Source organism: Campylobacter lari (assembly GCF_900638335.1).
Lineage (GTDB): Bacteria > Campylobacterota > Campylobacteria > Campylobacterales > Campylobacteraceae > Campylobacter_D > Campylobacter_D lari_E.
Genome location: NZ_LR134508.1, coordinates 927,675 through 950,928 on the forward strand (window position 1 = coordinate 927,675; position 23,254 = coordinate 950,928).

At 28.8% G+C, this 23,254-nt stretch carries 21 protein-coding genes; 8 read left to right on the forward strand and 13 right to left on the reverse strand.

Annotated features, from left to right (window positions below; all coding sequences use genetic code 11):
* Window positions 1-159: 159 nt before the first annotated feature.
* Genes trmA through EL235_RS04825 form a run of 4 tightly spaced genes read right to left on the reverse strand, consistent with a single transcriptional unit; the run spans window position 160 to window position 4,922 of the window.
* The gene (gene trmA, locus EL235_RS04810; protein WP_126340917.1) at window positions 160-1,200 is read right to left on the reverse strand and encodes a tRNA (uridine(54)-C5)-methyltransferase TrmA; all 1,041 of its coding nucleotides are present in this window, start codon (window positions 1,198-1,200) and stop codon (window positions 160-162) included.
* Window positions 1,201-2,913, reverse strand: a complete 1,713-nt coding sequence (locus EL235_RS04815; RefSeq protein ID WP_126340918.1) for a Na+/H+ antiporter NhaC family protein — start codon at window positions 2,911-2,913, stop codon at window positions 1,201-1,203.
* Window positions 2,914-2,931: 18 nt separating this feature from the next.
* The gene (locus tag EL235_RS04820; RefSeq protein ID WP_039626440.1) at window positions 2,932-3,678 is read right to left on the reverse strand and encodes a short-chain dehydrogenase/reductase, subgroup 5; all 747 of its coding nucleotides are present in this window, start codon (window positions 3,676-3,678) and stop codon (window positions 2,932-2,934) included.
* Window positions 3,679-3,680: 2 nt separating this feature from the next.
* Entirely contained in the window at window positions 3,681-4,922 is a 1,242-nt protein-coding gene (locus EL235_RS04825; RefSeq protein ID WP_039626442.1) for an ankyrin repeat domain-containing protein, read from the reverse strand.
* A 110-nt stretch (window positions 4,923-5,032) separates the two neighbouring features.
* On the opposite strand from EL235_RS04825, the gene EL235_RS04830 reads away from it, so the two are divergent.
* Both EL235_RS04830 and EL235_RS04835 read left to right on the forward strand, forming a co-directional pair.
* Window positions 5,033-5,485 (forward strand): methylated-DNA--[protein]-cysteine S-methyltransferase, encoded by a 453-nt coding sequence (locus EL235_RS04830; protein ID WP_126340919.1) that lies wholly within the window; start codon window positions 5,033-5,035, stop codon window positions 5,483-5,485.
* A 1-nt stretch (window position 5,486) separates the two neighbouring features.
* Window positions 5,487-6,365, forward strand: a complete 879-nt coding sequence (locus tag EL235_RS04835; RefSeq protein WP_126340920.1) for an EamA family transporter — start codon at window positions 5,487-5,489, stop codon at window positions 6,363-6,365.
* Here EL235_RS04835 and truA read toward each other — a convergent pair.
* Genes truA through glmU form a run of 7 tightly spaced genes read right to left on the reverse strand, consistent with a single transcriptional unit; the run spans window position 6,319 to window position 12,561 of the window.
* Window positions 6,319-7,053 carry a tRNA pseudouridine(38-40) synthase TruA gene (truA, locus tag EL235_RS04840; RefSeq protein ID WP_126340921.1) on the reverse strand — a complete coding sequence of 245 codons (735 nt, stop codon included), beginning with the start codon at window positions 7,051-7,053 and terminating at the stop codon, window positions 6,319-6,321. The two genes, EL235_RS04835 and truA, sit on opposite strands and share 47 nt — an antisense overlap.
* Window positions 7,054-8,079 carry an LptF/LptG family permease gene (locus tag EL235_RS04845; protein ID WP_114640424.1) on the reverse strand — a complete coding sequence of 342 codons (1,026 nt, stop codon included), beginning with the start codon at window positions 8,077-8,079 and terminating at the stop codon, window positions 7,054-7,056.
* The gene (locus EL235_RS04850) at window positions 8,076-8,825 is read right to left on the reverse strand and encodes a prepilin peptidase (protein ID WP_114640425.1); all 750 of its coding nucleotides are present in this window, start codon (window positions 8,823-8,825) and stop codon (window positions 8,076-8,078) included. The genes EL235_RS04845 and EL235_RS04850 overlap by 4 nt, the downstream gene beginning before the upstream one ends.
* Entirely contained in the window at window positions 8,822-9,490 is a 669-nt protein-coding gene (gene uppS, locus EL235_RS04855) for a polyprenyl diphosphate synthase (RefSeq protein WP_114640426.1), read from the reverse strand. Before uppS ends, EL235_RS04850 begins: the two co-directional genes overlap by 4 nt.
* A gap of 1 nt (window position 9,491) precedes the next feature.
* Window positions 9,492-10,112 carry a hypothetical protein gene (locus tag EL235_RS04860; RefSeq protein ID WP_039626453.1) on the reverse strand — a complete coding sequence of 207 codons (621 nt, stop codon included), beginning with the start codon at window positions 10,110-10,112 and terminating at the stop codon, window positions 9,492-9,494.
* Window positions 10,109-11,272, reverse strand: coding sequence for a bifunctional phosphopantothenoylcysteine decarboxylase/phosphopantothenate--cysteine ligase CoaBC (gene coaBC / locus EL235_RS04865; RefSeq protein WP_039626455.1), 1,164 nt, complete (start codon window positions 11,270-11,272; stop codon window positions 10,109-10,111). The genes EL235_RS04860 and coaBC overlap by 4 nt, the downstream gene beginning before the upstream one ends.
* On the reverse strand, window positions 11,269-12,561 hold the full coding sequence (glmU, locus tag EL235_RS04870; protein ID WP_114640427.1) for a bifunctional UDP-N-acetylglucosamine diphosphorylase/glucosamine-1-phosphate N-acetyltransferase GlmU: 1,293 nt from the start codon (window positions 12,559-12,561) through the stop codon (window positions 11,269-11,271). Before glmU ends, coaBC begins: the two co-directional genes overlap by 4 nt.
* 162 nt (window positions 12,562-12,723) lie before the next feature.
* Here glmU and EL235_RS04875 point away from each other — a divergent pair, with 162 nt between their 5' ends.
* The 6 genes from EL235_RS04875 (at window position 12,724) to EL235_RS04900 (ending at window position 21,507) form a co-directional block, all read left to right on the forward strand.
* Window positions 12,724-15,060 carry an autotransporter outer membrane beta-barrel domain-containing protein gene (locus tag EL235_RS04875; RefSeq protein ID WP_126340922.1) on the forward strand — a complete coding sequence of 779 codons (2,337 nt, stop codon included), beginning with the start codon at window positions 12,724-12,726 and terminating at the stop codon, window positions 15,058-15,060.
* A gap of 138 nt (window positions 15,061-15,198) precedes the next feature.
* Window positions 15,199-15,933, forward strand: a complete 735-nt coding sequence (gene fliP, locus EL235_RS04880) for a flagellar type III secretion system pore protein FliP (RefSeq protein ID WP_039626461.1) — start codon at window positions 15,199-15,201, stop codon at window positions 15,931-15,933.
* 17 nt (window positions 15,934-15,950) lie between these two features.
* Entirely contained in the window at window positions 15,951-16,862 is a 912-nt protein-coding gene (locus tag EL235_RS04885) for an AEC family transporter (protein WP_039626462.1), read from the forward strand.
* 11 nt (window positions 16,863-16,873) lie between these two features.
* A complete protein-coding gene (locus tag EL235_RS04890; RefSeq protein WP_126340923.1) occupies window positions 16,874-18,622 on the forward strand; it encodes a chorismate-binding protein in 1,749 nt (582 codons plus the stop codon).
* Window positions 18,619-19,182 carry an anthranilate synthase component II gene (locus EL235_RS04895; RefSeq protein ID WP_126340924.1) on the forward strand — a complete coding sequence of 188 codons (564 nt, stop codon included), beginning with the start codon at window positions 18,619-18,621 and terminating at the stop codon, window positions 19,180-19,182. The genes EL235_RS04890 and EL235_RS04895 overlap by 4 nt, the downstream gene beginning before the upstream one ends.
* A gap of 96 nt (window positions 19,183-19,278) precedes the next feature.
* Complete coding sequence (locus EL235_RS04900; protein ID WP_126340925.1) at window positions 19,279-21,507, forward strand: autotransporter outer membrane beta-barrel domain-containing protein; 2,229 nt, start codon at window positions 19,279-19,281, stop codon at window positions 21,505-21,507.
* Window positions 21,508-21,553: 46 nt separating this feature from the next.
* Here EL235_RS04900 and EL235_RS04905 read toward each other — a convergent pair whose 3' ends face one another.
* Both EL235_RS04905 and EL235_RS04910 read right to left on the reverse strand, forming a co-directional pair.
* Window positions 21,554-21,883 carry an arsenate reductase family protein gene (locus tag EL235_RS04905; RefSeq protein WP_039626471.1) on the reverse strand — a complete coding sequence of 110 codons (330 nt, stop codon included), beginning with the start codon at window positions 21,881-21,883 and terminating at the stop codon, window positions 21,554-21,556.
* Complete coding sequence (locus EL235_RS04910) at window positions 21,877-23,217, reverse strand: class II 3-deoxy-7-phosphoheptulonate synthase (protein ID WP_039626474.1); 1,341 nt, start codon at window positions 23,215-23,217, stop codon at window positions 21,877-21,879. The genes EL235_RS04905 and EL235_RS04910 overlap by 7 nt, the downstream gene beginning before the upstream one ends.
* Between the last annotated feature and the right edge of the window lie 37 nt (window positions 23,218-23,254).

The following is a 23,254-nucleotide window of genomic DNA, read 5'->3' on the forward strand; positions in this document are numbered from 1 at the left end:
TTTTAATCCAAAGGGTTTTAAAATTTCATTGACTTTATAGAGTATTTTTCTATTTGTATAGGTAATTTTTTGAAATAAAATGAGAAATCCTTTATAAAAATTAATTGATTAAATCAACTATTTTTATAATAACAAAGCTTGTATAAATTCTAACTTATACTAAGCTTTTTTTCTTAAATACACCCCACATTCAAGATGATGAGTATTAGCAAATTGATCAAAAAAGGCCAAATTTGAAATTTCATGACTTTGACATAAAATTTCAAGATTTTCTTTTAAAGTGATAGGATTACATGAAATATAAATGATATTTTCATAATTCTTAATAAGCTCAATCACACTTAGATCAAGCCCTGCTCTTGGAGGATCAACCAAGACATGAGATATTTTAAAGCTATCTAAATCTATGTTTTTTAAGCGATTAAATTCTCTTTCTTTTTTCAAAGCTTGGCTTAACTCTTCGCTAGAAAGCCTTGTAAAAGCTATATTTTCAATAGAATTCAAAACACAATTTTTTAAAGCAAACTCTATATTTTTTTTAGAAATTTCAGTTGCTAAAACTTTTTTAAAATTTCTTGCTAAGGCTATAGTAAAATTTCCATAACCACAATAAAGCTCTAATAAATCTTGTTTAAAATCACCCTCTATGCAAGATACTACCCATTCAATCATTTTTTCATTGATATAAGTATTAGGTTGGATAAAACAATCATTATTAAACTCGTATAAAAATTCATTTGTATTGATTTTTAAAACTTGCCTTAGATTTTCTCCATTATACACAAGTTTTTTACCTCTGCTTCTTGCTATAAGTTTGAGATTTAGTTTTACTGCTAATTCTTGCAAATCTTGTGCAATTAGCTCTATATTTTTATGGAAAAGTAAAGTTACACTTAAATCTAATTTTGTAGCTAAAAACTCTACTCCAAAAAGCTTATGTTTTAATTTTTCATTTAGATTGTTTAGTAAAATAGGCATATAATCTTGAATTTTTTCATCTGCTATATCAAATTTTTCAATAGGAATTTTTTTCTTATTTTCAAACATTGCATAAGAAATTTTCCCATTTTCATGATGATATATAGAAAATTCTGCTCTAGTTCTATAAGCTTTTAAAGGTGATTTGAAGCATTGAATTTCTCCATTATATAAAGAAGAAAACAATGCTTTGTTTAAAGCAATCTTTTCTTCAAAATGCATTTACGCATCTACCTTTTTGCCAACTACAAAAAGTAAAGCTATCATAGCTAAGATTCCAAAAACAAGTCCTAGCCATACATTAAGCCCTAGTGCTACTGGTAGATAACCACAAAGTATACTAATAGCACAAACACTCAAAGCATAAGGCATTTGCGTGCTAACATGAGCTAAAAGATCACACTTACTTCCCATAGATGAAAGTATAGTAGTATCAGAAATTGGCGAGCAATGATCTCCAAAAATAGCTCCTGTTAAAACCCCTGAAATGTTAATAATCATATATTGATGCAATTCTACTCCACTTAATTCATTATGAACCCCAACAGCCATAGCTAAAGGAATAGCTAAAGGCATTAAAATGCCCATAGTCCCATAACTAGTTCCTGTTGAAAAAGAAATAATTGAAGCAAAAATAAAAATTGCCGTAGGAAGCAAGTAAATAGGTGTTTTATCTGAAAATAAATCAATTAAATACTTAGAAGTTCCTAAATCTTTAATTACAGAAGCTAATGACCATGCACAAAGTAAAATAATCACAGTCATAATCATAGTTCTCCAACCATGAGTCCAAACTGCAATAGCTTCTTTTAAAGTAAATATTTTTCTATACATTCCTAAAATAATAGCTACTATGGTAGCTAAAAGCGCTGCTTGAAATAATACTACAGAAGCATCAGCTGCCCCAAAAGTTTCTCTAAAAGCAAATAAACTAAGCGGTGCTGCATCAATTTGTGCTTTAATATTTACATCATCTAAAGCATTATAACCACTAAAATAAAAACCTATAAATGAAAATACAATCAAAACAGCCAAAGGTATAATAGCATTAGAAGCTTGCAATTTCACATGCTCTTTTGGCTCTAAAACTTTATCTTCTATATTGTCAATTTGCTCATGACCATGAGAAAATTTACCCGCTCTAGCTCTAAGTTCGGCTTTTAACATAGGTCCAAATTCTCTACCTGTGTAAATAGTTAAAATAACAAAAATCAGCATAAAAAGATTATAAAATCTATAAGGTAAAGTTTGCACAAAGATTTCAAAAGCATTGATTTCTTCTTTCACTATACCCAAATGTGCAAAAGTCGCATTATCAATTAGATCATATCCGCTACGAATTAAAGAAATTTCAAGCCCTATCCAAGTAGAAATGATAGCAAGACCAGTGATTGGCGCTGCAGTTGCATCCATAATAAAAGCAAGTTTTTCACGGCTTACTCTAAATTTATCTGTCACTGGGCGCATGATAGGACCTACGATTAATGAATTAGCATAATCATCAAAGAAAATAAAAATCCCCATACACCAAGTAGCAAATTGTGAGCTTTTTGCTTGCTTAGCTTTAGTAGAAAGCCAAACAGCCACAGCTTTAGTACCACCTGTTTTGGTAATAAGAGCTACAACCCCGCCTATGGTTAAAACTTGTAATAAAATTCCTGCATTACCAGGACTTGCCATAGCATTTACCACTTTAGAAATAAAGCCTGTAAAAGAAGCTATAATAGCATGATAAATACTATTTTCGATAAGTCCTAGCATAAAAGTACCACTTAATGCACCAATAAATAGCGAAAGCACCACATCTTTAGTAATAAAAGCTAAGATAATAGCTATCACTGGTGGCAAAAGCGTCCAAACTCCAAAAAGTTCTGCATTTGCTTGTGCATCAGCAAACAACATTAAAGGAGTTAATAGTAAATAAAAAAATTTCATATTTTTCCTTAAGTTTTTTTATATTTTTTCACTAAAAGTTCCTGCCCATGTTTGAGTAACAGGCATAAGTTCTATTTCGTTGATATTAATATGTTCAGGTAAGCTAATAATAAAAGTAATAATTTTTGCTATATCTTCAGCTTTAATATATTTAGTATTTTCATAAACTTCATCAGCTTTTTTAATATTACCTTTAAATCTTACTTCACTAAATTCAGTTTTACAAAGCCCTGGAGCGATATTGGTTACTTTTATATTACTTCCGCGTAAATCTGTTCTTAAAGCTTTAGAAAACTGTGCCACAAAAGCCTTAGTTCCACAATATACATTGCCTCCATAATAAGGCACATTTGCTGCAATTGAACCAAGATTAATTACATGAGCGTTTTTTGCCTTTCTAAGCAAGGGTAAAGTAGCTCTTGCTACATATAAAAAGCCTTTGATATTAGTATCTACCATAGTCTCAATATCTTCAATATCCAAAGAATCAAACTCATTCAAACCTAAAGCAAGACCTGCATTATTAATAAGTAAAGAAATGTTTTGTAAATCTTGAGGTAAATTTTCAATTGCTGAAAAAACTGCTTGCTTATCTCTAACATCAAGCACTATAGGATAAATTTTATCCCCGTAAAGCTCTTGCAAATCATTTAATCTATCCTTGCGTCTTGCTATAGCTATGACTTTATAGCCAAGATTTATTAAAGCTTTTAAACTCTCTAACCCAAAACCCGAGCTTGCTCCTGTTATTAATGCAGTTTTCACAGTTACTCCTCTTCATATAACATTAAATTTTCATTTTCTTTTAAACCAAGTTTTTTTAAAAAATTAATATTTTGTTCTTTTTTTGCAGTGATGGCAAAATCAAGTGCATTAAATCCTAAATCATCTATTTCTTTATAATTTGCTTTATAATCTATAAGCAACTTAAGCATTTTTACATCTGCATAATTTGCCCCATGCATAAAAATATTTTTAGAAGTATGTTCAAGCGCACATAAAGTGATAAAATATGGAGTGTTACTTCCTATGCTAGCAATAGAAAGTTTTTCATTGTCATTAATGTATTTTTGATTTACATTTGCACCATTTTCAAGCAAAAGCTTGGCAACTTTATAGTTGTTATATTCAACAGCATAAAACAAAGGTGTTTTACCAAAAGAATTTTTATAATCAACCACAGCATCATTTTCAAGCAAAACCTTGATATTTTCTGCACTATCTAGTGCAAAAAATAATGCAGACTCATAACCTTCATTTATTTTTACACCTAATTTTATAAATTCTCTTATAATTTCACTTTCTCTATTATTTAACAAAGCTGATTTAAAGCCATTGTTTAATTCTAAATTGCTAATTTTTTTAGTATAAATATACTCTTTAATTTGCTCCAAAGAGTTATTTTTATTAGCTACAAATTTTTCAAAATCTGAAATGTCTTTAAAAATTTTAGTCTCGCCAACCGCCCAGTTTAAAAATTCATTCAAAGCATTACTAGCAAAATAAATAGCACTTGCTTTATCTAGATTAAATTCCTCTTGAAAATATATTGTTAAAGGATTAATCGCATTATTATACTCTTTCCAAAATTCCTTAAAAAGCTTAAAATTTCCAATGCTTTGATAAGCCCAAAATCTAAAATACGCTTTTAATTTTGCAAATTTTTCTTCAAGTATTATAGGATCTTGCAAAGTCTTTTGATAACCTTGCGGATCAAGTGCAATTTCTAATAACTTAAAATCAAATTTTCTCAAATCACTAAAATACTCTCCACCCATACAAGCACTATTACTTCCTCTAATTTCATTAGCAAGCTCGTATAATCTTTTTGTAATTTGATGATTTTTTAAAGAAAAGGCACAATTTAAATCCACTTGAGCAAAATCTTGTGTATTTTTTGGCTTAAATTCTTTGAAAAAATCAGTCCTATTTTCCTTAACATACTCACAACTATAATCCAAAGCTAAAGCATTTAAACTTAGAATCAAACTAAATAATAAAATCTTCAAATATTTTCCTTGAATATAAATTAAATCACTATTTTAACTAAATTTTTGCTTTAATAACAATTAATTAATTTAAAATTCATACAATGCATGCTTTTAATATAAGGAAAAATATGTATCAAAGTTTTTATAAAGCTGGCTTTGCTTATATTCTTTTACAAAGTAGTAAAGATAAGCTTATTAATGTTGACTTTACTACATATAAGCCAGGTTTTACCAAAGATAAACACTCTGTTTTAGATCAAGCCTTAGAAGAGCTAGACCTTTATTTTAACAAAAAACTTTTTGCTTTTAACACACCCTTAGCTCTTCAGGGAAGTGAATTTGAACAGAAGGTATACAAGGCTTTGGTAAAAATTCCTTACGGACAAACTAAAACTTATCAAGAAATTGCTTCTTTTATCAATCATCCAAAAGCTTTTAGAGCAGTAGGTAATGCAAATTCTAAAAACAAACTTGCAATTTTTATACCTTGCCATAGAGTGGTAGCTAAAAATCACTTAGGTGGATATAATGGTGGTTTATTTATCAAAGAAGCTTTACTTAAATTAGAGGGTGTGTTTTAAAATGCCAAGTTTATTACTAGCAAGTTTTATTTGGGCTTTTTCTTTTCCATTAATTGGGCATTTTATCACCTTAGAAATGGATAGTTTTTTTGCAGCATTTGTAAAAGTTTTTTTGTCTTTATTGGTATTTTTACCTTTTTTAAATTTTAAGCTAAATTTGCATTTAAAACTAAAACTCATAAGCATCGGAGCTTTACAACTTGGTGTGATGAATTTGTTTTATTATCATTCTTTTTTATATTTAAGTGTAAGCGAAGTAGCACTTTTTACCATCTTTACGCCTTTTTATGTTGTGCTTTTTTATGGATTTTTTTCAAAAAACCTTAGATATTTATATTTCATAAGTATTTTTATATGTATTATGGGTGCTTTTGTGGTTAAATTTGATAATATTAACTCTAATTTTTTATATGGCTTTTTACTTATTCAAGGAGCTAATTTAGTATTTGGAGCTGGGCAAAGTTTTTATAAAATTTTATTAGAAAAAAATACAAATTTAAACCAAAAAGAAGCTTTTGCTTATTTTTATTTAGGTGCAACCAGTATAACTTTACCTGCTTTTTTATTTTTTGGAAATTATAATAATTTACCATCCAATTTAAGTTCTTGGATAGCTTTGATTTATCTTGGGACTATTGCTTCAGGACTTGGATATTTTTTATGGAATAAAGGCTCAACTGAAGTAGATAGTGGGGTTTTAGCCTTGATGAATAATGCCATTATACCTATAAGTATTTTTATCAATATGAGTATTTTTGGAGTAGATGTAGAGTTACTACCTTTTTGCATGGGGACTTTAATCATTCTTTTTTCATTTTTTATACATAAAAAAATCATGCATTATTATAATAAGAAATCTTGCTCAAATACAAACCACTAGCAGGAGCTAAAAATCTACAATGAGCTTTTTTGGCGCTGATTTGTTCTAAAAGCTCATTTTGACTTATTTTTCCTTCTAATACTTTTAAAATACTTGCTATCATCATTCTAATTTGCGATCTTAAAAAACCATTTGCTTCAAAATAAAACACAGTGTAATTTTTATAAGCATAAACCCTGGCTTTATACATTTTTCTTATACTTGTTTTATTACCAGAGCCTTCTTTTTGAAAGAGTTTAAAATCATGCTCTCCTTCAAATAAAAAAGCAATTTCTTTGGCTAATTTAATATTTATTTTTGGATAAAAATGCACATAAGAGGCTAAAAAAGGATTATATTTTTCATGACTTATAATATAGCGATATGCTCTTTTTTGCACATCAAAACGTACTTGAAAATTTTCTTGCATTCTTTGGATATGCTTTATATGTATAAATGGGTGTGCAAAATGGTTGATTTTATTTTTCAAATATGCAAAATCTTTAAAATGCTCTCCTGCTTTTACACAAGCGACTGCATTAAATGCATGCACACCTTTATCAGTTCTTGAAGCAAATAAAGGTTTTTCATAAATACCCAAATGCGACAAAGCTTGTGCTAAAGTATCTTGCACACTAAGCTTATGTGGCTGGGTAGCTGAACCCTGAAATTTAGACCCATCATAAGAAAAAGTTAATTTTAAAAACATCTAATATTTATTTGTAATTTTAATCTTAAAATAAATGCTTGAAACAAGAAAAAATATTGAAAAAATCGTTCCAACAGCTACAAATGGCGGATTATAAAAGCTTATCAAAAGACCAAAATAAGCAAAAATAACTATAAAAATTCCAAAATAAGCAAAACCTTTTTCATAACGATATGTTACTATACCAAAAGATAATGCAAATAATACACTTGCTAAAGGAAATAAAGCAATCAATACATAAATGACAAATTCTTTTGCTTTTTCTTTATTGCTTGCTACATCAGACCAATAATCATAAAAATTTTTAGTGTTTAATTCTCTAGAGGAAATCTTGCTTTTAATCAATAGTTTTTTAAAACTAGCAATATGCCAATCCTCATTTTTAATCTCATAGGTTTTTCCCTCATCTAGCTTAAAGGTAATTACTCCCTCATTTGTATCCAACTTTCCTTCTTTAGCTAAAATCACTCGTTCTTTATCTTGTGGATTTTTCTTTGGATAATACATTATAATATTTTTATAAGTTTCATCAGAATTTTTAGCATCAATAAAAACTAACCAATCTCCGTATCGTTGTCCAAATTCCCCTGTTTTTATGCTTACTTTAGCACTAATTTTTTTATAATCTACAAAATTATCAAAAAGTTCAAAAGAAATAGGAATGAAAACTAAAACCACCACAAGCATAAAAGCACTAACTAAAGCAGCAATTTTTATAAAAAAACTTGCTATCATGCTTGGAGCTATACTCAAAGCAAACAAAACCGTGCTTTCATTTTCTCTTGATAATCTATAAAAAGATAAAGTCAAAGCAATAAAAAATGATATAGGCAAAGTAAATGCCAATGTTTTTGGCAAAAGATATATATATAATTTTAAAAGTTCAAAAAAAGATATTTCTATATAAGATGTAATTTTTGCAAGTTGGATAAAAAATATAATCGAAACAATAATAAATAAAGTAAAAAATAAAGACAACATTGTGCTTAAAAACTGATTAAGCAAATACTTATAAACTAGTTTCATAATATACTTTCTATACTTAGATTAATCAAAATTCCACAAAATAAAAAAGGAATCATAGGCATTTGATAATCTTTTTTAGATATTTTTATAAACATAAAAAGACTTAAAAAACTTGCAATAAATAAAATCAAAAAGCCTTTTTCATAGCCAAAAATTCCAAAAATCAAAGCTATTATTATAACATCACCTTCCCCTAAACTTTCTAAAATTTCATCTCTTTTTTTAAAATTTTTAATAAAATTAATCACACTTTTTAGTATAAAAATTAACCCCGCCCCAAAACACACTCGAAATAAAAAGCTATCTTGAAAATCCTCTAAATTTAAGCCATTTTGTAAAAAATCAAAACAAAAAGCTAAAACAAATAAAATCCAAAGCCAAAGCTCACTCACTGCTTTTAAATAATAATCCATCCAAGAAAGTGCTAATAATATAGCTAACATACAAGCAAAAATTAAAATTTGAAAAACATCTTCGATTAAATAAAAAGCAAAAACAAACAAACACGCACAAATAAATTCATTAAAAGGATAAATCAAAGAAATTTTTTCCTTGCAAAAAGCACATTTACCTTTTAAAAATAAAAAAGATAACAAAGGAAAAAGATGATAAAATTTCAAAGTTTTAAAACACTTAGGACATTTTGATCTTGGACTTATTATGCTTTCTTTATTAATCGTTCTTAAAATCAAAACATTAACAAAAGAACCCACACAAAGCCCTAGTAATAAAAAGAAAAATATCATTTACCAAAGGTTCTTTTGCGTTTTTTAAACTCAGTAATAATATTTGCGATTTCTTTTTTAGTAAGCGCAGGAAACAAAGTCTGGCTAAAATAAATTTCTGCATAACTTGACTGCCATAATAAAAAATTTGAAATTCTTTTAGCACTCCCTACCCTTAAAAACAAATCTACATCCTCGCTTAAGTCAAGATTTGCTTGTATATTTGCTTCATTAATTTCAAGATTTTTTTCAATCACCTTTTTAACCGCTCTAACTATTTCATCCTTGCTTCCGTAAGAAATAGCTAAATTAACGCATAATTTTGTGTAATTTTTAGTTTGTTTTTGAAAATTTTGTATTTTTTTTAAGGTTAACTCATCCAAAAGATTTAAATTTCCTATAGCCTTAAAACGCACTTCATTAGCTATAAATTTATTTAAAGACTCATCAAGATATCTGTTTAATAACTTAAAAAGAAATTCTACTTCTTCTTTTGGTCTTTGCCAATTTTCTGTACTAAATGCATAAAGAGTTAGATTTTGAATTTTTTCATCTATACATACTTCTATGATTTTTTCAACTACTTTAGCACCTTGACTATAACCAATTTTTTCTAAAAGTCCATTTTTCCTAGCCCATCTCCTATTACCATCCATTACTACAGCAAGATGTTTTAATTCATTCATTCTATCCCTTTATATCCATCAATCTTTTAAAAACAAACATAGGATTGAGCGTATTAACTACTTCAAATTTAAAATACTCGTTTAAAAAATGTGCTACTTTGGCAAAAGGTGTTTGTATGCGTGTGATTTTACCATTATCAATTATAATTTTTAAAGCACCAAAAATTTCAAAATACAAATACACCTCTAAAATATTTCCATTTTTCTTAGCTTCAAACAAAGCCCTATTTCCCTCATAAACAAAAGGTATATGATAAATTCCTTCAAAAAATGCAAAAAACATTTCCTTATAAATTTCAAACTCATACGCACTTTTGCTTTCCATAAGTCTTTGGATAATGAATTTTTTATACCAAGCTTTTTCATCACCTTCTTGCAAAAGCTTTTCTATGAGTTCAGCTCCCTCTTCAAAAAGTCTAATTTTAGGCTTTTTCAAAAGATTTTTAAAAGAAATCACGCCTTTATCTTCATAAACTTCAGCTAAATACTCCTCCCCTACTTCAAGCTCTATCATACTTTTTGTTTCAAGCTTTTTAGTGTTTAAAAGCAATACATAGCGATTATATGCGCGTTTTTCTAAAATTTGCATTCTTACAGGTAAGGTTGAGTTGATGATATTCACCAAAATTTCCTTAATTCTTGTGCCAAAATAAAGCCAAGTTTTTCTTTGCTTTGTTTAAAACTTTGAGAGATGCTATCTTTAGTGATAAAACATATACTATTTTCATCGCTTCCAAAGTTCATTTGCTCATTTAAAACATTTAAACATACCATATCCAAATTTTTACTAACTAAAGATTTTTTAGCATTTTCTAGTGCATTTTGCGTATCAAATTCCATTTTAAAGCCTATTTTTTTGCCTTTAAAATCTAAATTTTTTAAGATATCCTCATTAAGCTTTAATTTTAAATCAAGTCCATTTAAATGCTCATTTTTCTTAATCTTACCCTTATAAGCTTTTAGAGTAAAATCACTCACAGCAGCAGCCATAATTAAAGCATCAAAATCTTTATATTTTTGCAATTTTTCTTTTAACTCTAAAGAAGACTCAAATTTTTCTAATTTATAAGGTGTTTTAAACTCTACTGAACTAACTAACGCCACCTTAGCACCTAAAAAATATAAAGCATCAGCAACTGCCTTTGCCATTTTTCCACTTGAAAAATTACTAATACATCTTACATCATCAATTTTTTCTTTAGTTCCACCACCGCTTATAACAAAACTTTTATCTTTAAAAAAATCTTCTTGCATTAAGCTTCTTTTTAAAGTATTTATAATGCTATCAAGCTCAGCCAAAGCTCCTAAACCCTCATCTTTACAAGCTAGAGTTTTAACTATAGGATCGATGATAATATAGCCTTGCTCTTTTAAATTTTTTAAAGAATTTTGAGTGCTAAAATGTAAATACATGTTTGTATTTGCAGCGGGTGCGATTAAAAATGGTTTATTTTTATCTACTGCTATTAAAGTTTGAATAAATAAATTATCTGCTATACCATGGTTTAATTTATTGATAGAATTTATACTAGCAGGCGCAAAAAGCACACAATCACAAGTCTTACTAAAAGCTATATGATTATTAGTATTTTGCCAACTTTCATTATCTTCACATAAAATTTCATCCACTAAGGCTTCAAAGCTAAGCTTAGTGCCAAATTTTAAAGCTCCCTGACTTAGCAAAACTTTAACCCTAAAACCTTCTTTTTTTAATAAAGAAATAAGCTCATAAGCTTTATAAAAAGCTATGCTTCCACTTACTGCTAGTAAGATTGTTTTCATTTTTTACCTAGTTTTTTATAGTAAAAATCTTCTATGATTTGCACTTTTGCCCTATTGATATGCAAAGAACCTTTTTCTACATCCTTACATACAGTGCTTCCTGCTGCGATGATTACCTCATCTTTTATCTCAACCGGAGCGATAAATTGCGTATCTGAACCTACAAAAACATTTTTACCTATTTTGGTTTTATGCTTTTTAACCCCATCATAATTACAAGTGATAGTACCACAACCTATATTAGTTCCCTCATCTATCTCACAATCACCCAAATAACTCAAATGCCCTGCTTTAACTCCATTTAATAAAGCATTTTTACATTCTACGAAATTTCCTATATGGGTATTTTTAAGCTGACATTTTGGACGCAAATGCGCTAAAGGCCCTACATCGCTATTTTCCACTATACTATCTTCAATCACACTTGAACTTTTAATGATAGAATTAATGATTTTTGATTTTCCTTCTATACGCACATTTTCATACACTTCACACTCACCTACAAACTCAACCTCATCTGAAATAAAAGTCGTCGCAGGCATGTGAAAAATCACCCCTTGCCTCATCCATTCTTTTTTAATCGCTTCTTGCATAAGATCTTGAGCCAAGCAAAGCTCTACTTTATCATTTACCCCCATAAAATCTTGCTCATTTACAAACACTGCATCGATTTCATAGCCCTTTTCTTTCGCTAAATAAACCGCATCGGTTAAGTAATACTCTTTAGCTTTGTTATCATTTTTTATCAAAGGCAATACTTCTTTTAAAATTTGTGCTTTTATAGCATAAACACCACTATTGCAAATATTTATAGCAAGTTCTTCTTTATTTGCATCTTTTGTTTCTACTATTTTTTGAATTTTATTTTCTTTTAATACTATTCTTCCATAACTTTTTGGATCTTTTGCCTCAAAAACTGCCACATTAAAATTACTTTCATTTAAAGCTATTTTTTCTAAATCATCTGCCTTAACCAAAGGCATATCACCACATAAAATCAATACTTTTTCATGCTTACTCTCATAACCCCTTAAAGCCCCTGCAGTACCTGGAAAATTTTGCAAGTCTTGTTCCAAAAAGCGTGTATTTGGAAAATGCTCTAAAACAACTTGTTCAACCTTTTCTTTTTGATGAGAAAGCACCACACATACATCATCACTAATCTTATATGCTTGTTTTAAAATATGTAAAATCATTGCTTTTGAGCAAATTTTTTGAAGCACTTTTGGATTTTGTGATTTCATACGCGTGCCAAGTCCAGCAGCCAAAATAAGCACAGAAATTTTCATAATTTACCTTTGTTTTAAAAATTATTGCTTATTTTAACAAGCTAAAGTAAAAATTATTACTAGTTGTTATTTGTTTTTTACAGATTTTCATTTACTTTAAACTTAAATTTATGGGGGGGGGTATAATGCTTTTTTCAATTTAAATTTACAAGGAGTAATCAAATGAAACTTTCTTATCATACAAGTAAAGTTTTAATGGGAGTTAGCATTAGTGCTTTATTAAGCAATGCTATCTTAGCACAAGAGATAAATTATATAAATTTATCTGATTATTTTAACTATAAAGATGGAATTTGGAGTTTAGATTCTAAAGAAAATATAGAATTAAAAATAACCCCTTCAGATATTCAATCATACTATGGTGGAGAAAATCACGATAAACCTATAAAAGAATTTAATATCAAAACAAATGGTATTTTAACTATTGGAGATGGAGATAATTGGATAGATGTAGGTAGCACTTCGACCAATGAAGCAAAATATGATTTATATAGCGTTAATTTAGAAGCAAAAGAAATCATTTTAAATTCTGATAGAGCTACTTTAGAAGCAAATAAAGCCTTTAATATAAAGGGAAATGTTACACTTAATGGTAGCTCACCTATAACAGGTGACAATATAAATGATTGGGAGCTTGATAGACCTAGTTTAGATGTATGGAATGGATATGGCGAAAAAGATGGCTATATGAATATACAAGGAAATTTAAATGTAAATAATTCTTTTATTGGTATATATGATGCAAATAAAAAAGGTGGTTTAATCTCTGTAGATGGAGATGTAAATATAAAAGATTCGGCTATAGGTATAAGTACAAATAGTGTTTCAAATTTAGGTATAAATAACTATGTAGCTATAAAAACTACAGGCAATTTTAACCAAGATATAGATAAAAACATGGTAACGGCACTATATACTAAAGATATAACGAGCATGCTTGAAACAAGCAATTTGCTACCAAAAAATGTATTTTTTGAAGATACTGATTTAGCTAAATTTACAGATTATAAACTTAGTGTTTCTAATGATGGCAAAAGTCTTTTAATTAGCGGTGGTGCTAATAAAAATGTAAGAGATTTAGCAATGATATTAGAATCTGAAATCGATATTAGAAAAGAAGCTTTAGATACTTTTGAGAATATAAAAAAGAATATAAAATATGATGAAGAATATAACAAAAATTCCTACCAAAAACCAGGATATATTGGCGATGATGCTATGCTTGAAGCCATAGCTCAAGCAGAAAAAGAACTACAAGAACAAATTAAAAAATTAGAACAACAAATCAAAGACATAGAAGCTAATGGCGGAAAACCTGATGGTAGTGATTTAGTTGAAAACATGAAAGATATTAGCTTAGAAAATAAAAATTTAGCTGTAAATATGCTAAATAGTATTTTAGATTCTAAACTTAGCAATGATGCTATCGCAGCACTCACTCTAGATACCACAGGAAAAAATCTAAACACACTTACTACAAATACAAAAGCAAGTGCAAAAGCTATAGTAAATAATGCTCAAAATTCTTCTGTTAATTCATCTATAGGCGTAGCAAATGATCTAGCCATTGGAACAAGGGTAGCAAAACTTTCAAATCCTTATCAAGATAAAGCTTTAGTGGAAAAATTTGCCACAACACATATAGCAGCACTAGCAAGTGATGTTTATAATTACTATGGAAATTCTTCATTTAATAATAGCTTTTGGGGTAATGTTTTTGGTGGTGCAAATATCATAGATGGAGATAGTGGTGCTTTATATGGATTTACCCTAGGTGCTGATAGAAAAATCAATGATAATGCTTTACTTGGTTTTTACTTTACTTATGCTGATTCAACTATCAAAGATGGTGTTATGGAACAAAAATCAGATAACTATCAATTTGGTATTTATTCTTTGATTAATCCAAATGATCAATGGGAAATCAACCTAAGAGCTTATGGACAAATTTCTCCAACAGACCAAAGCGTAGTAATGCTAAGTGATTATAGTAATGCTGATTTTGATAGTAAATTCTTTGGCTTAAGCGCTAATGCTGGTAGAATTTTTAATCCAAATTCATCATCATTATTTATCAAACCTTTTGCTGGTATAAATTACTACTACGCACACACTCCAAGCTACAAAGAAAGTGGTATGTTTGCAAAAGAAGTTCAAAGCATGACAAATAATTCTATATCTTTAGAATTAGGTACTGAATTTAGAAAATATATGAGTGAAACATCATATTTATTTATCACTCCAAAAATAGAACAATATGTAATGAATAATGGAGATGATTATGTAGCTGGATTTGTTGGCTCAAGTTCGAATTTCATCATCAAAGGAAATGATAAGAAAAAAACATATGGACAAATCATTATAGGTGGTAATGTTGATATCAATGAACAATTTAGCCTTAATGCAGGTATTGGAGCTAAACAAATACTAGCTGGTAAAACAGATGGTAAAAATGAAACTTATGTAAGTGGTCAAGTAGGTTTTAAATATAAATTCTAAAAATTTTGAGAAACTCCTTAGATGCTAGAGTAAAAACTCTAGCATTTTAAAAATGAAATATTAATTCGATCATATAAATTGCATTTTTAAGAGTAAAATTGCTAAAATATTGCTTCTAATTTTAACTAAGGAAAAATTTTGAGAGTTTTGTTAGTTTTATTTTTATTAAGTTTAACTCTTTTTGGTGCTGAAGCAACCATACCAACTGTAAATTTAAGCCTTAGTGCTCCAAATAGTCCTCAACAACTTGTAACAACCTTAAATATAGTTATAGTTTTAACTATACTAGCTCTTGCTCCAACTATTATTTTTGTAATGACTTCATTTTTAAGACTTATAGTGGTTTTTTCTTTTCTAAGAACCGCTCTTGGCACTCAAACTATGCCACCAAATACTATATTAATAACTTTGGCTTTAATTTTAACTTTTTTCATTATGGAACCTGTAGCTACAAAATCATACAATGAAGGTATAAAACCTTATATTGCTGAACAAATAGGCTATGAAGAAGCTTTTGCTAAAGGCGTTAAACCTTTTAAGGATTTTATGCTTAAAAATACTAGAGAAAAAGACTTAGCACTATTTTATAGAATTAGAAATTTAGAAAATCCAAAGACCATAGATGATGTGCCTTTAACGGTTTTAGTACCAGCTTTTATGATAAGTGAGCTTAAAACTGCTTTTGAAATAGGCTTTTTGCTTTTCTTGCCATTTTTGGTTATTGATATGGTGGTAAGCTCTGTATTAATGTCTATGGGTATGATGATGCTACCGCCTGTTATGATTTCCATGCCTTTTAAACTGCTTATTTTTGTGCTAGTAGATGGATGGAATTTGCTCATACAAAATTTAGTCAAAAGTTTTTTAACTTAATAATTTAAGAGCTAGATATGTATGTTTTCTCCTCTTTATTTAGTATATTTTGCTTACTTTTTGGTGGATATTTTGCCAAAAAAATCAAAATTTTAAAACAAAAACAAGCAAGAGCTTTTCTTGATTTTGCTATTATTTTTGCTTTACCTTGTTTGATTTTTGAAAGAACTTATCATCTAAATTTTGATTTTTCTCTAATTGTTATCATTTTAATTGGTCTATTTTCAGCTCTTTTTTCAGCTTTATTTTGTACATTTTTAGGTTTCTTTTTTAAATTTAGCAAAAACACCCTGGTAAGTATTTTTTTACTTTCTAGTTTTGGAAATACTTTATTTGTAGGCATACCCATCATTAGTGGAATTTATAAAGAAGCTTATTTTTTAGGAGAAATTATCCTTTATGATGCTCTTGCGACCTCACTTCCTGTGGCTTTGCTTGCCCCTTTTGTTATTTCTTTAGCTAGCGAACAAAAGGTAAGTTTTTTACAAATTCTAAAAAAAGTCTTTACTTTTCCACCTTTTGTTGCTTTGATTTTAGGAATTTGTTTTAAACCAATCACACTCCCTGAATTTGTCTTTGAGCCTTTAAGATTACTTGGATCTAGTGCTACACCTATAGCTTTATTTGCTATAGGATTAAACTTAGGTTTTAGTTCCATTACAACTTCTTATAAGGCTACTTCAATAGTCATTTTTGGTAAAATGATACTTACCCCTTTGATATTTTTAGCACTTTTAAAACTTTTAAATTTTGATTTAAATCCTAGCTCTATCATCGCCTTGCTTGAATCAGCTATGCCAACCATGACTATGATGGCAGCTATGATTATGAAAGCTAAGCTTGATACAAATTTAGCAGTTAGTTCTGTGGCTTTTGGTATAGTATTTGCCTTTATTTCTTTGCCTATTTGGGTGTATTTTTTAACCTAAGAAGGATGCAAATGCCACTTGCTATCTTTGGAAAATATCTTTATGATGATCTTGCCTTCACTCTTAAAGCTCACACTCAAAAAGAAAGTAAAAAAGCTTTTAAAATCATAGAAAAATATAAAAATAATTATTATTTCTTAGGTTACATTCAATATGAATTTTATAAATACTTAGAAGATAAAAACTATAAAAGCAAAGAACCTTTTTTGTATTTTTTTGCTTTTAAATCAAAAAAAATCTTTACAAGTGAAGAAAAAAATTTAGACTTTTACCCAAGTTTTTCATCTAATTTAAACCAAGAAAAGTATTTTGAAAACTTTGACAAAGTCAAAGATGCTATAGCTAAAGGTCAAAGTTATCAAGTTAATCTTACTCAAGAATTACATTTACAATCAAATCTTAATTTATACGAGAGTTTTTTAAGCCTTTATCCTAAGCAAAACACCCCTTATAAAGCTTATATGAAAAATGAATTTTTAGAACTAGCTTCATTTTCACCTGAGCTTTTTTTTAAAATCAAAAATAAAAAAATCATCACAAAACCCATGAAAGGCACAATCAAACGCTCAAATAATCCAAAAGAAGATGAAAATCTAAAAAACTTTTTAAAATGTGATGAAAAAACTATTAGTGAAAATGTAATGATAGTTGATTTACTGCGTAATGATATTTCAAAACTTATTAAAAAGCATTCTTTAAAATGCGAACTTTTTAAGGTTAAAACCTACCCTACCTTACACCAACTCATTTCAAAAATAAGCGGAAAATTAAAGCAAAAAAATGATTATTTTAAAATTTTCAAAGCCCTTTTTCCATGTGGATCTATCACAGGTGCGCCCAAACTAGAAACCATCAAACTCATAGAAAATTTAGAGCAAAGAAAACGCGGGATTTATTGTGGAGCGATAGGTTTAATCCATAAAGATAAAGCAAAATTTAGCGTAGCCATACGCACTTTAGAGAAAAAAAATAATGATGATTTTTTAAGATATGGCGTGGGAAGCGGACTTGTGTGGGACTCACAAAAACAAGATGAATTTGAAGAATTAAAACTAAAAAGCAAAATTTTAGAATCTAGCTTTTATTTGTTTGAAACGATGTATTATAAAAATCATTCTATTTTATTTTTCAAAGAACATTTACAAAGAATTTTAAACTCGGCTAATTTTTTTGGCTTTGATACTCAAAAATTAATACATGATTTTAAAAATATACTAGAGAGTAAAGATAAAAAATTCCATTTTAAATCTTTACAAAATTTTAACAATTTTGTTTTCAACCATCATCATTTTTTTACAAAAAGTAATTTTACTCAAAAAGGCTCAAAGACTATTAAACTAAAACTTTTCAAAAACGGCCTTTATGAGTTTGATTTTAGCAATATACAAGAAAATTCAAGTAAAAAACTACTCATAAGTAAAGACATCGTAAAAGTAAATCTTTTAACACACCATAAAACTTCTCTGCGTAGTTTATATGAAGCAAATTCGCATCTATGGAAAGAAAATATTTGCTATGATATAGTTTTTTTTGATGAGAAAGGCATACTTTGTGAGGGTTCAAGAACTAATATTATCATAAATTTAAATGATGAGTATTTTACTCCTTATGCTAAAAACTGCCTCAATGGCATTTATAGACAAGCACTCTTAAAACATAAACTCATCAAAGAAAAAGATATCACTAAAGATGAGTTTTTAAACGCTAAAGAAATTTATACTATTAATTCTTTAAGAGGCTTAAAAAGGGTGTTTTTGTGAGAGTTTTGATTATAGATAATTATGATTCTTTTACCTATACCATAGCCTTTTATTTAAAAGAATTAAACATTACTTATAAAATCATTAAAAACGATAAATTTAAAAATCCAAAAAAGCTTAAAAAATATGATTTTACCCATCTTTTAATCTCCCCTGGACCAAATTCTCCAAAAGAATCAAAGTTAAGCTTAAAAGCTATAAAATACTTCAAAAAGAGTAAAAAAATTCTTGGAATTTGTCTAGGACACCAATGTATAGCACATGTTTTTGGTGGTAAAATTTCCAAACTTCCAAATCCAACTCATGGTAAGGTAAAAACTATAGATTTTAAACCAAGCCCTCTTTTTAAAAATCTTGAGCAAAATTTTAAAATCTGCTTATATCATTCTCTTTATGTTAGCCATATAGGTAAAAAATGTGAAATTTTAGCCCACAGTGAAGATAATATCATCATGGCTTTAAAACATAAAAAATACGATATTTATGGAATCCAATTTCATCCTGAAGCCATACTAAGTCAAAATGGCAAAAAGCTACTTAAAAACTTTCTTACCTTGTAATAGTCTAACATTTATAATTTTCTCATTTACTTTAAACTTAAATTTATGGGGGGGGTATAATGCTTTTTTTAGTTTAAATTTACAAGGAGTAATCAAATGAAACTTTCTTATCATACAAGTAAAGTTTTAATGGGAGTTAGCATTAGTGCTTTATTAAGCAGTGCTACTTTAGCACAAGAGATAACTATCTACGATAGCACTATGAATCAGTATTTTGAAGCTAGCGATGGTAGAAATTTCAACCTAAAAAAAGATTATACAAATAGTGATTTAACTCTAGATCTTTACTACACAGACCTAGCTAACGCTATAGCTAAAGATGAATATAAAGACCTCTCAAGAGTAAATATAAACATGGGTTCTAACAATCTTACTTTTAAGAATACTTCTGAAGGTGCTAGTTATGTAACAAACTATACCATTAATGCTAAAAAAACCGAAGCTACAGATGTGATATTTCAAAGCTTAGATGGAAAGTCTATAGTTAATGGAGACTTTAGCATAAAAGGTTCATCTAATCTTGTAGAGGGTGTTTTAGATGATGTAAAATCTTCAGCTATTTTAATCGCTGATGGACATGGATTGCAAGGTTCTCTTGAAGTAAATGGAAATTTCACAGCAGATAAATCTACTCTATTTACCATAGGTGGTAATAAAAGTCAAAATCACATACAAGTAAATGGTAAAGCAAATATCACAAATTCAAACTTTTCCATAGGAACAACAAGTTTTGGTGATTTAGCTTTAAATAACTATGTTTTCATGAGTGCAAGCGAAGGATTTAATGAAGATATAATAGACTCAAACAAAGCTAGTGCAAATATGAGTAAAAGTTTTGAAAACATTGTAGGTATGAGCAGCAAAGACTTAGGACTTAATTATGAAGTTGTAAGAGCTATAGATGTAAAAGATTTTGTTAAATATGAACTTTCTACAAAAGATAATAAGCTTTTAATTAGTGGTGGTGCAAATGAAAATGTAAATAACAACAAGATGATTTTAGAAAGTGATAAAAAATATCTAGAATTAATTAAAACTGATTTAGAAGATGCCAAAGATGAAGAAGGTGTTAATATAGAAAAAATAGATGAAGCTATTGCAAAAATTGATGAACAAATAAAACAAATTCAAGATATGATTAGCAATGCTGGAAGTGGAGAAATCTCCAATGATGATTATATTAAAAATGATTCTAGTGTTTCAGCTTCTAATAAAGACTTTGTTTCTAAAATTTTAGACGGGCTTAAAATCGGTGGAGATTTTAATGCAATAGGTAGTATTAAATTTGATAAAGTCGGGGAGCAAGTAGCAAATGATATAAAAGATTCAGCTAAATCTATCTCGAATGTAAATCAAGCCTCATCAGGTATAAACTCGACCATCAATGTTTCTAATGATGTATCTATAGGTTCTCGTGTGGCTATGTTAAATAATCCTTATGGAAATTATGCTACAAAATTATCTCAAATTAGATTTGCTGCTAATGATTATAGAGGAAATTATGTAGATAATTATAAAAACAGCATTTGGGGTAATGTAATAGGTGGTGCAAATATCATAGATGGAGATAGCGGTGCTTTATATGGAGCTACTATAGGTATGGATAGAAAAATCAATGATGATGTTATTATTGGAGCTTATTTTACTTATGCAAATGCTGAAATAAAAGATAATCTTTTAACCCAAAAATCAGATAACTTCCAATTTGGTGCTTATTCTAATATCTATATAAGTCCAAAAGTAGAAGTTAATGTTAAAGCATATGCTCAAATTTCTCCGACAGATCAAGATATTGTAAATAGAGGATTTAACACTACAAATAGTGCTGATTTTAATAGAAAATTCTTTGGTTTGAGTGCTAATATGGGATATGTTTTTGATTTTAGTGATAATACTTTATTTATCAAACCTTTTGCTGGAGCAAACTACTACTATGCACACACTCCAAACTATAAAGAAAGTGGAATAGCAGGAAAAGATGTCAATAGTGCTAGTAACAATTCTATATCACTAGAACTAGGTACTGAATTTAGAAAATATATGAGTGAAGAATCATATTTATTTATCACTCCAAAAATAGAACAATACGTAATGAATAATGGAGATGATTATGTGGCAAGTTTAAACGGAGTAGCATTGCCTAGTGTAAAAAGTAATGATAAGAAAAAAACATATGGACAAATCATTATAGGTGGTAATGTTGATATCAATGAACAATTTAGCCTTAATGCAGGTATTGGAGCTAAACAAATACTAGCTGGTAAAACAGATGGTAAAAATGAAACTTATGTAAGTGGTCAAGTAGGTTTTAAATATAAATTCTAAAAATTTTGAGAAACTCCTTAGATGCTAGAGTAAAAACTCTAGCATTTTAAAAACTTTCATATTCTTTAGCTATAAAAACTTCATCATCTTTTACAATTAATGGGCGTTTTATAAGCGTTGGATTTTGTAAAATCATCACTTTAATCTCATCTTGGCTTAAATTTTGGAGTTTTTCTTTATTTAACCCTAATTTTCTAGCACTCATACCCGCTGTATTTACAAGCTCTAAAACACTCCTTTTACTAAGCCAAAAATCTAAAGTCTCCTCATCTAGCTTTTTAATGTCTAAAAATTCAAATTCAATTTGCTTAGAATTTAAATAATCCATAGCTTTTTTAACACTATTACAATTTTTAATACCATAAAATTTTAACATTTTCTTGCCTTTTTAACTAAGTCTGCTATGATAAATGCTAATTCTAAAGCTTGATCAGCATTTAATCTTGGATCACATTGTGTTTCATAGCGTTTAGAAAGTTCTTCTTGAGTGATATTTAAAGAACCTCCCACACATTCTGTTACATTTTGCCCTGTCATTTCCAAATGTACCCCACCAGGATATACTCCCTCACTCATAGCTATTTCAAAAAATGCACGCACTTCTTGGATGATTTTATCAAATTCTCTTGTTTTAAAATTACCCGATTTAACCGTATTTGCATGCATAGGATCTATGCTATAAAGTATATTAAATCCTTCTTGTTTTAACTCTTTAAATAATTTTGGCAAGGAATTTTTTATCTTATCACATCCCATACGAATGATGAAATTTAATCTTCCTGCTTCATTATGCGGATTTAAAATACTTACTAACTTTTTAATCTCATCTGAATTATAATTAGCACTAATTTTTACACCCAAAGGATTTTTTACTCCACTTAAAAAATGTACATGTGCCTCATCTATTTTTCTAGTGCGCTCACCTATCCAAAGCATATGTGCCGAACAATCATAAATTTCTCCGCTTAAGCTATCTACCCTAGTTAAAGCTTCTTCATAAGGCAAAAGCAAGGCTTCGTGAGAAGTATAAAAGGCTGTTTGAGAAAGATTTGGAGTATCGGTGATGCCACAAGCTTGCATAAAGGCTAAGGCTTGAGTGATTTTTTCACTAAGTTCATCATATTTTCTCCCAAGCTCTGCTTTTTTTAAAAAACCCAAATTCCACTTATGCACTACTCTTAAATCCGCTAAACCACCTCTTGAAAAAGCTCTTAATAAATTTAAAGTTGTAGCACTTTGATAATACGCTTCTAGCATTCTTTTAGGATCAGCTATTCTTGATTTTTCATTAAACTCAAAACCATTGATAATATCCCCACGATAACTTGGAAGTTTTACCCCATCTACCTCTTCAAAATCACTACTTCTTGGCTTTGCAAATTGTCCTGCAACGCGCCCTACTTTAACTATAGGGCAAGATCCTGCAAAAGTAAGCACTATAGCCATTTGAAGCATAACTTTAAACATATCTCTTATATTATCAGCGCCAAAATTTACAAAACTCTCCGCACAATCTCCTCCTTGAAGTAAAAATGCTTGAGAATTTACAACATTAGCAAGGGATTTTTTTAATTTATCCACCTCACCTGCAAAAACAAGCGGTGGTAATTTTTCTAATTTTTTAACAACATTTTGCAATTCATTTTCATCAGGATATTGTGGTTGTTGCTGAATTTTATAATTTTTCCAAGAATTTTTAGTCCATTTCATAGCTTAACTTCCTCATTTTAGTAAGCTAAAATTATAC

Excerpts from the sequence above, each read along its gene's own strand:
- trmA (WP_126340917.1), bottom strand. The coding sequence starts at position 1,200 with ATGCATTTTGAAGAAAAGATTGCTTTAAACAAAGCATTGTTTTCTTCT.
- EL235_RS04815 (WP_126340918.1), bottom strand. The coding sequence starts at position 2,913 with ATGAAATTTTTTTATTTACTATTAACTCCTTTAATGTTGTTTGCTGAT.
- EL235_RS04830 (WP_126340919.1), top strand. The coding sequence starts at position 5,033 with ATGTATCAAAGTTTTTATAAAGCTGGCTTTGCTTATATTCTTTTACAA.
- EL235_RS04835 (WP_126340920.1), top strand. The coding sequence starts at position 5,487 with ATGCCAAGTTTATTACTAGCAAGTTTTATTTGGGCTTTTTCTTTTCCA.
- truA (WP_126340921.1), bottom strand. The coding sequence starts at position 7,053 with ATGTTTTTAAAATTAACTTTTTCTTATGATGGGTCTAAATTTCAGGGT.
- EL235_RS04845 (WP_114640424.1), bottom strand. The coding sequence starts at position 8,079 with ATGAAACTAGTTTATAAGTATTTGCTTAATCAGTTTTTAAGCACAATG.
- EL235_RS04850 (WP_114640425.1), bottom strand. The coding sequence starts at position 8,825 with ATGATATTTTTCTTTTTATTACTAGGGCTTTGTGTGGGTTCTTTTGTT.
- uppS (WP_114640426.1), bottom strand. The coding sequence starts at position 9,490 with ATGAATGAATTAAAACATCTTGCTGTAGTAATGGATGGTAATAGGAGA.
- coaBC (WP_039626455.1), bottom strand. The coding sequence starts at position 11,272 with ATGAAAACAATCTTACTAGCAGTAAGTGGAAGCATAGCTTTTTATAAA.
- glmU (WP_114640427.1), bottom strand. The coding sequence starts at position 12,561 with ATGAAAATTTCTGTGCTTATTTTGGCTGCTGGACTTGGCACGCGTATG.
- EL235_RS04875 (WP_126340922.1), top strand. The coding sequence starts at position 12,724 with ATGAAACTTTCTTATCATACAAGTAAAGTTTTAATGGGAGTTAGCATT.
- EL235_RS04885 (WP_039626462.1), top strand. The coding sequence starts at position 15,951 with ATGTATGTTTTCTCCTCTTTATTTAGTATATTTTGCTTACTTTTTGGT.
- EL235_RS04890 (WP_126340923.1), top strand. The coding sequence starts at position 16,874 with ATGCCACTTGCTATCTTTGGAAAATATCTTTATGATGATCTTGCCTTC.
- EL235_RS04900 (WP_126340925.1), top strand. The coding sequence starts at position 19,279 with ATGAAACTTTCTTATCATACAAGTAAAGTTTTAATGGGAGTTAGCATT.
- EL235_RS04905 (WP_039626471.1), bottom strand. The coding sequence starts at position 21,883 with ATGTTAAAATTTTATGGTATTAAAAATTGTAATAGTGTTAAAAAAGCT.
- EL235_RS04910 (WP_039626474.1), bottom strand. The coding sequence starts at position 23,217 with ATGAAATGGACTAAAAATTCTTGGAAAAATTATAAAATTCAGCAACAA.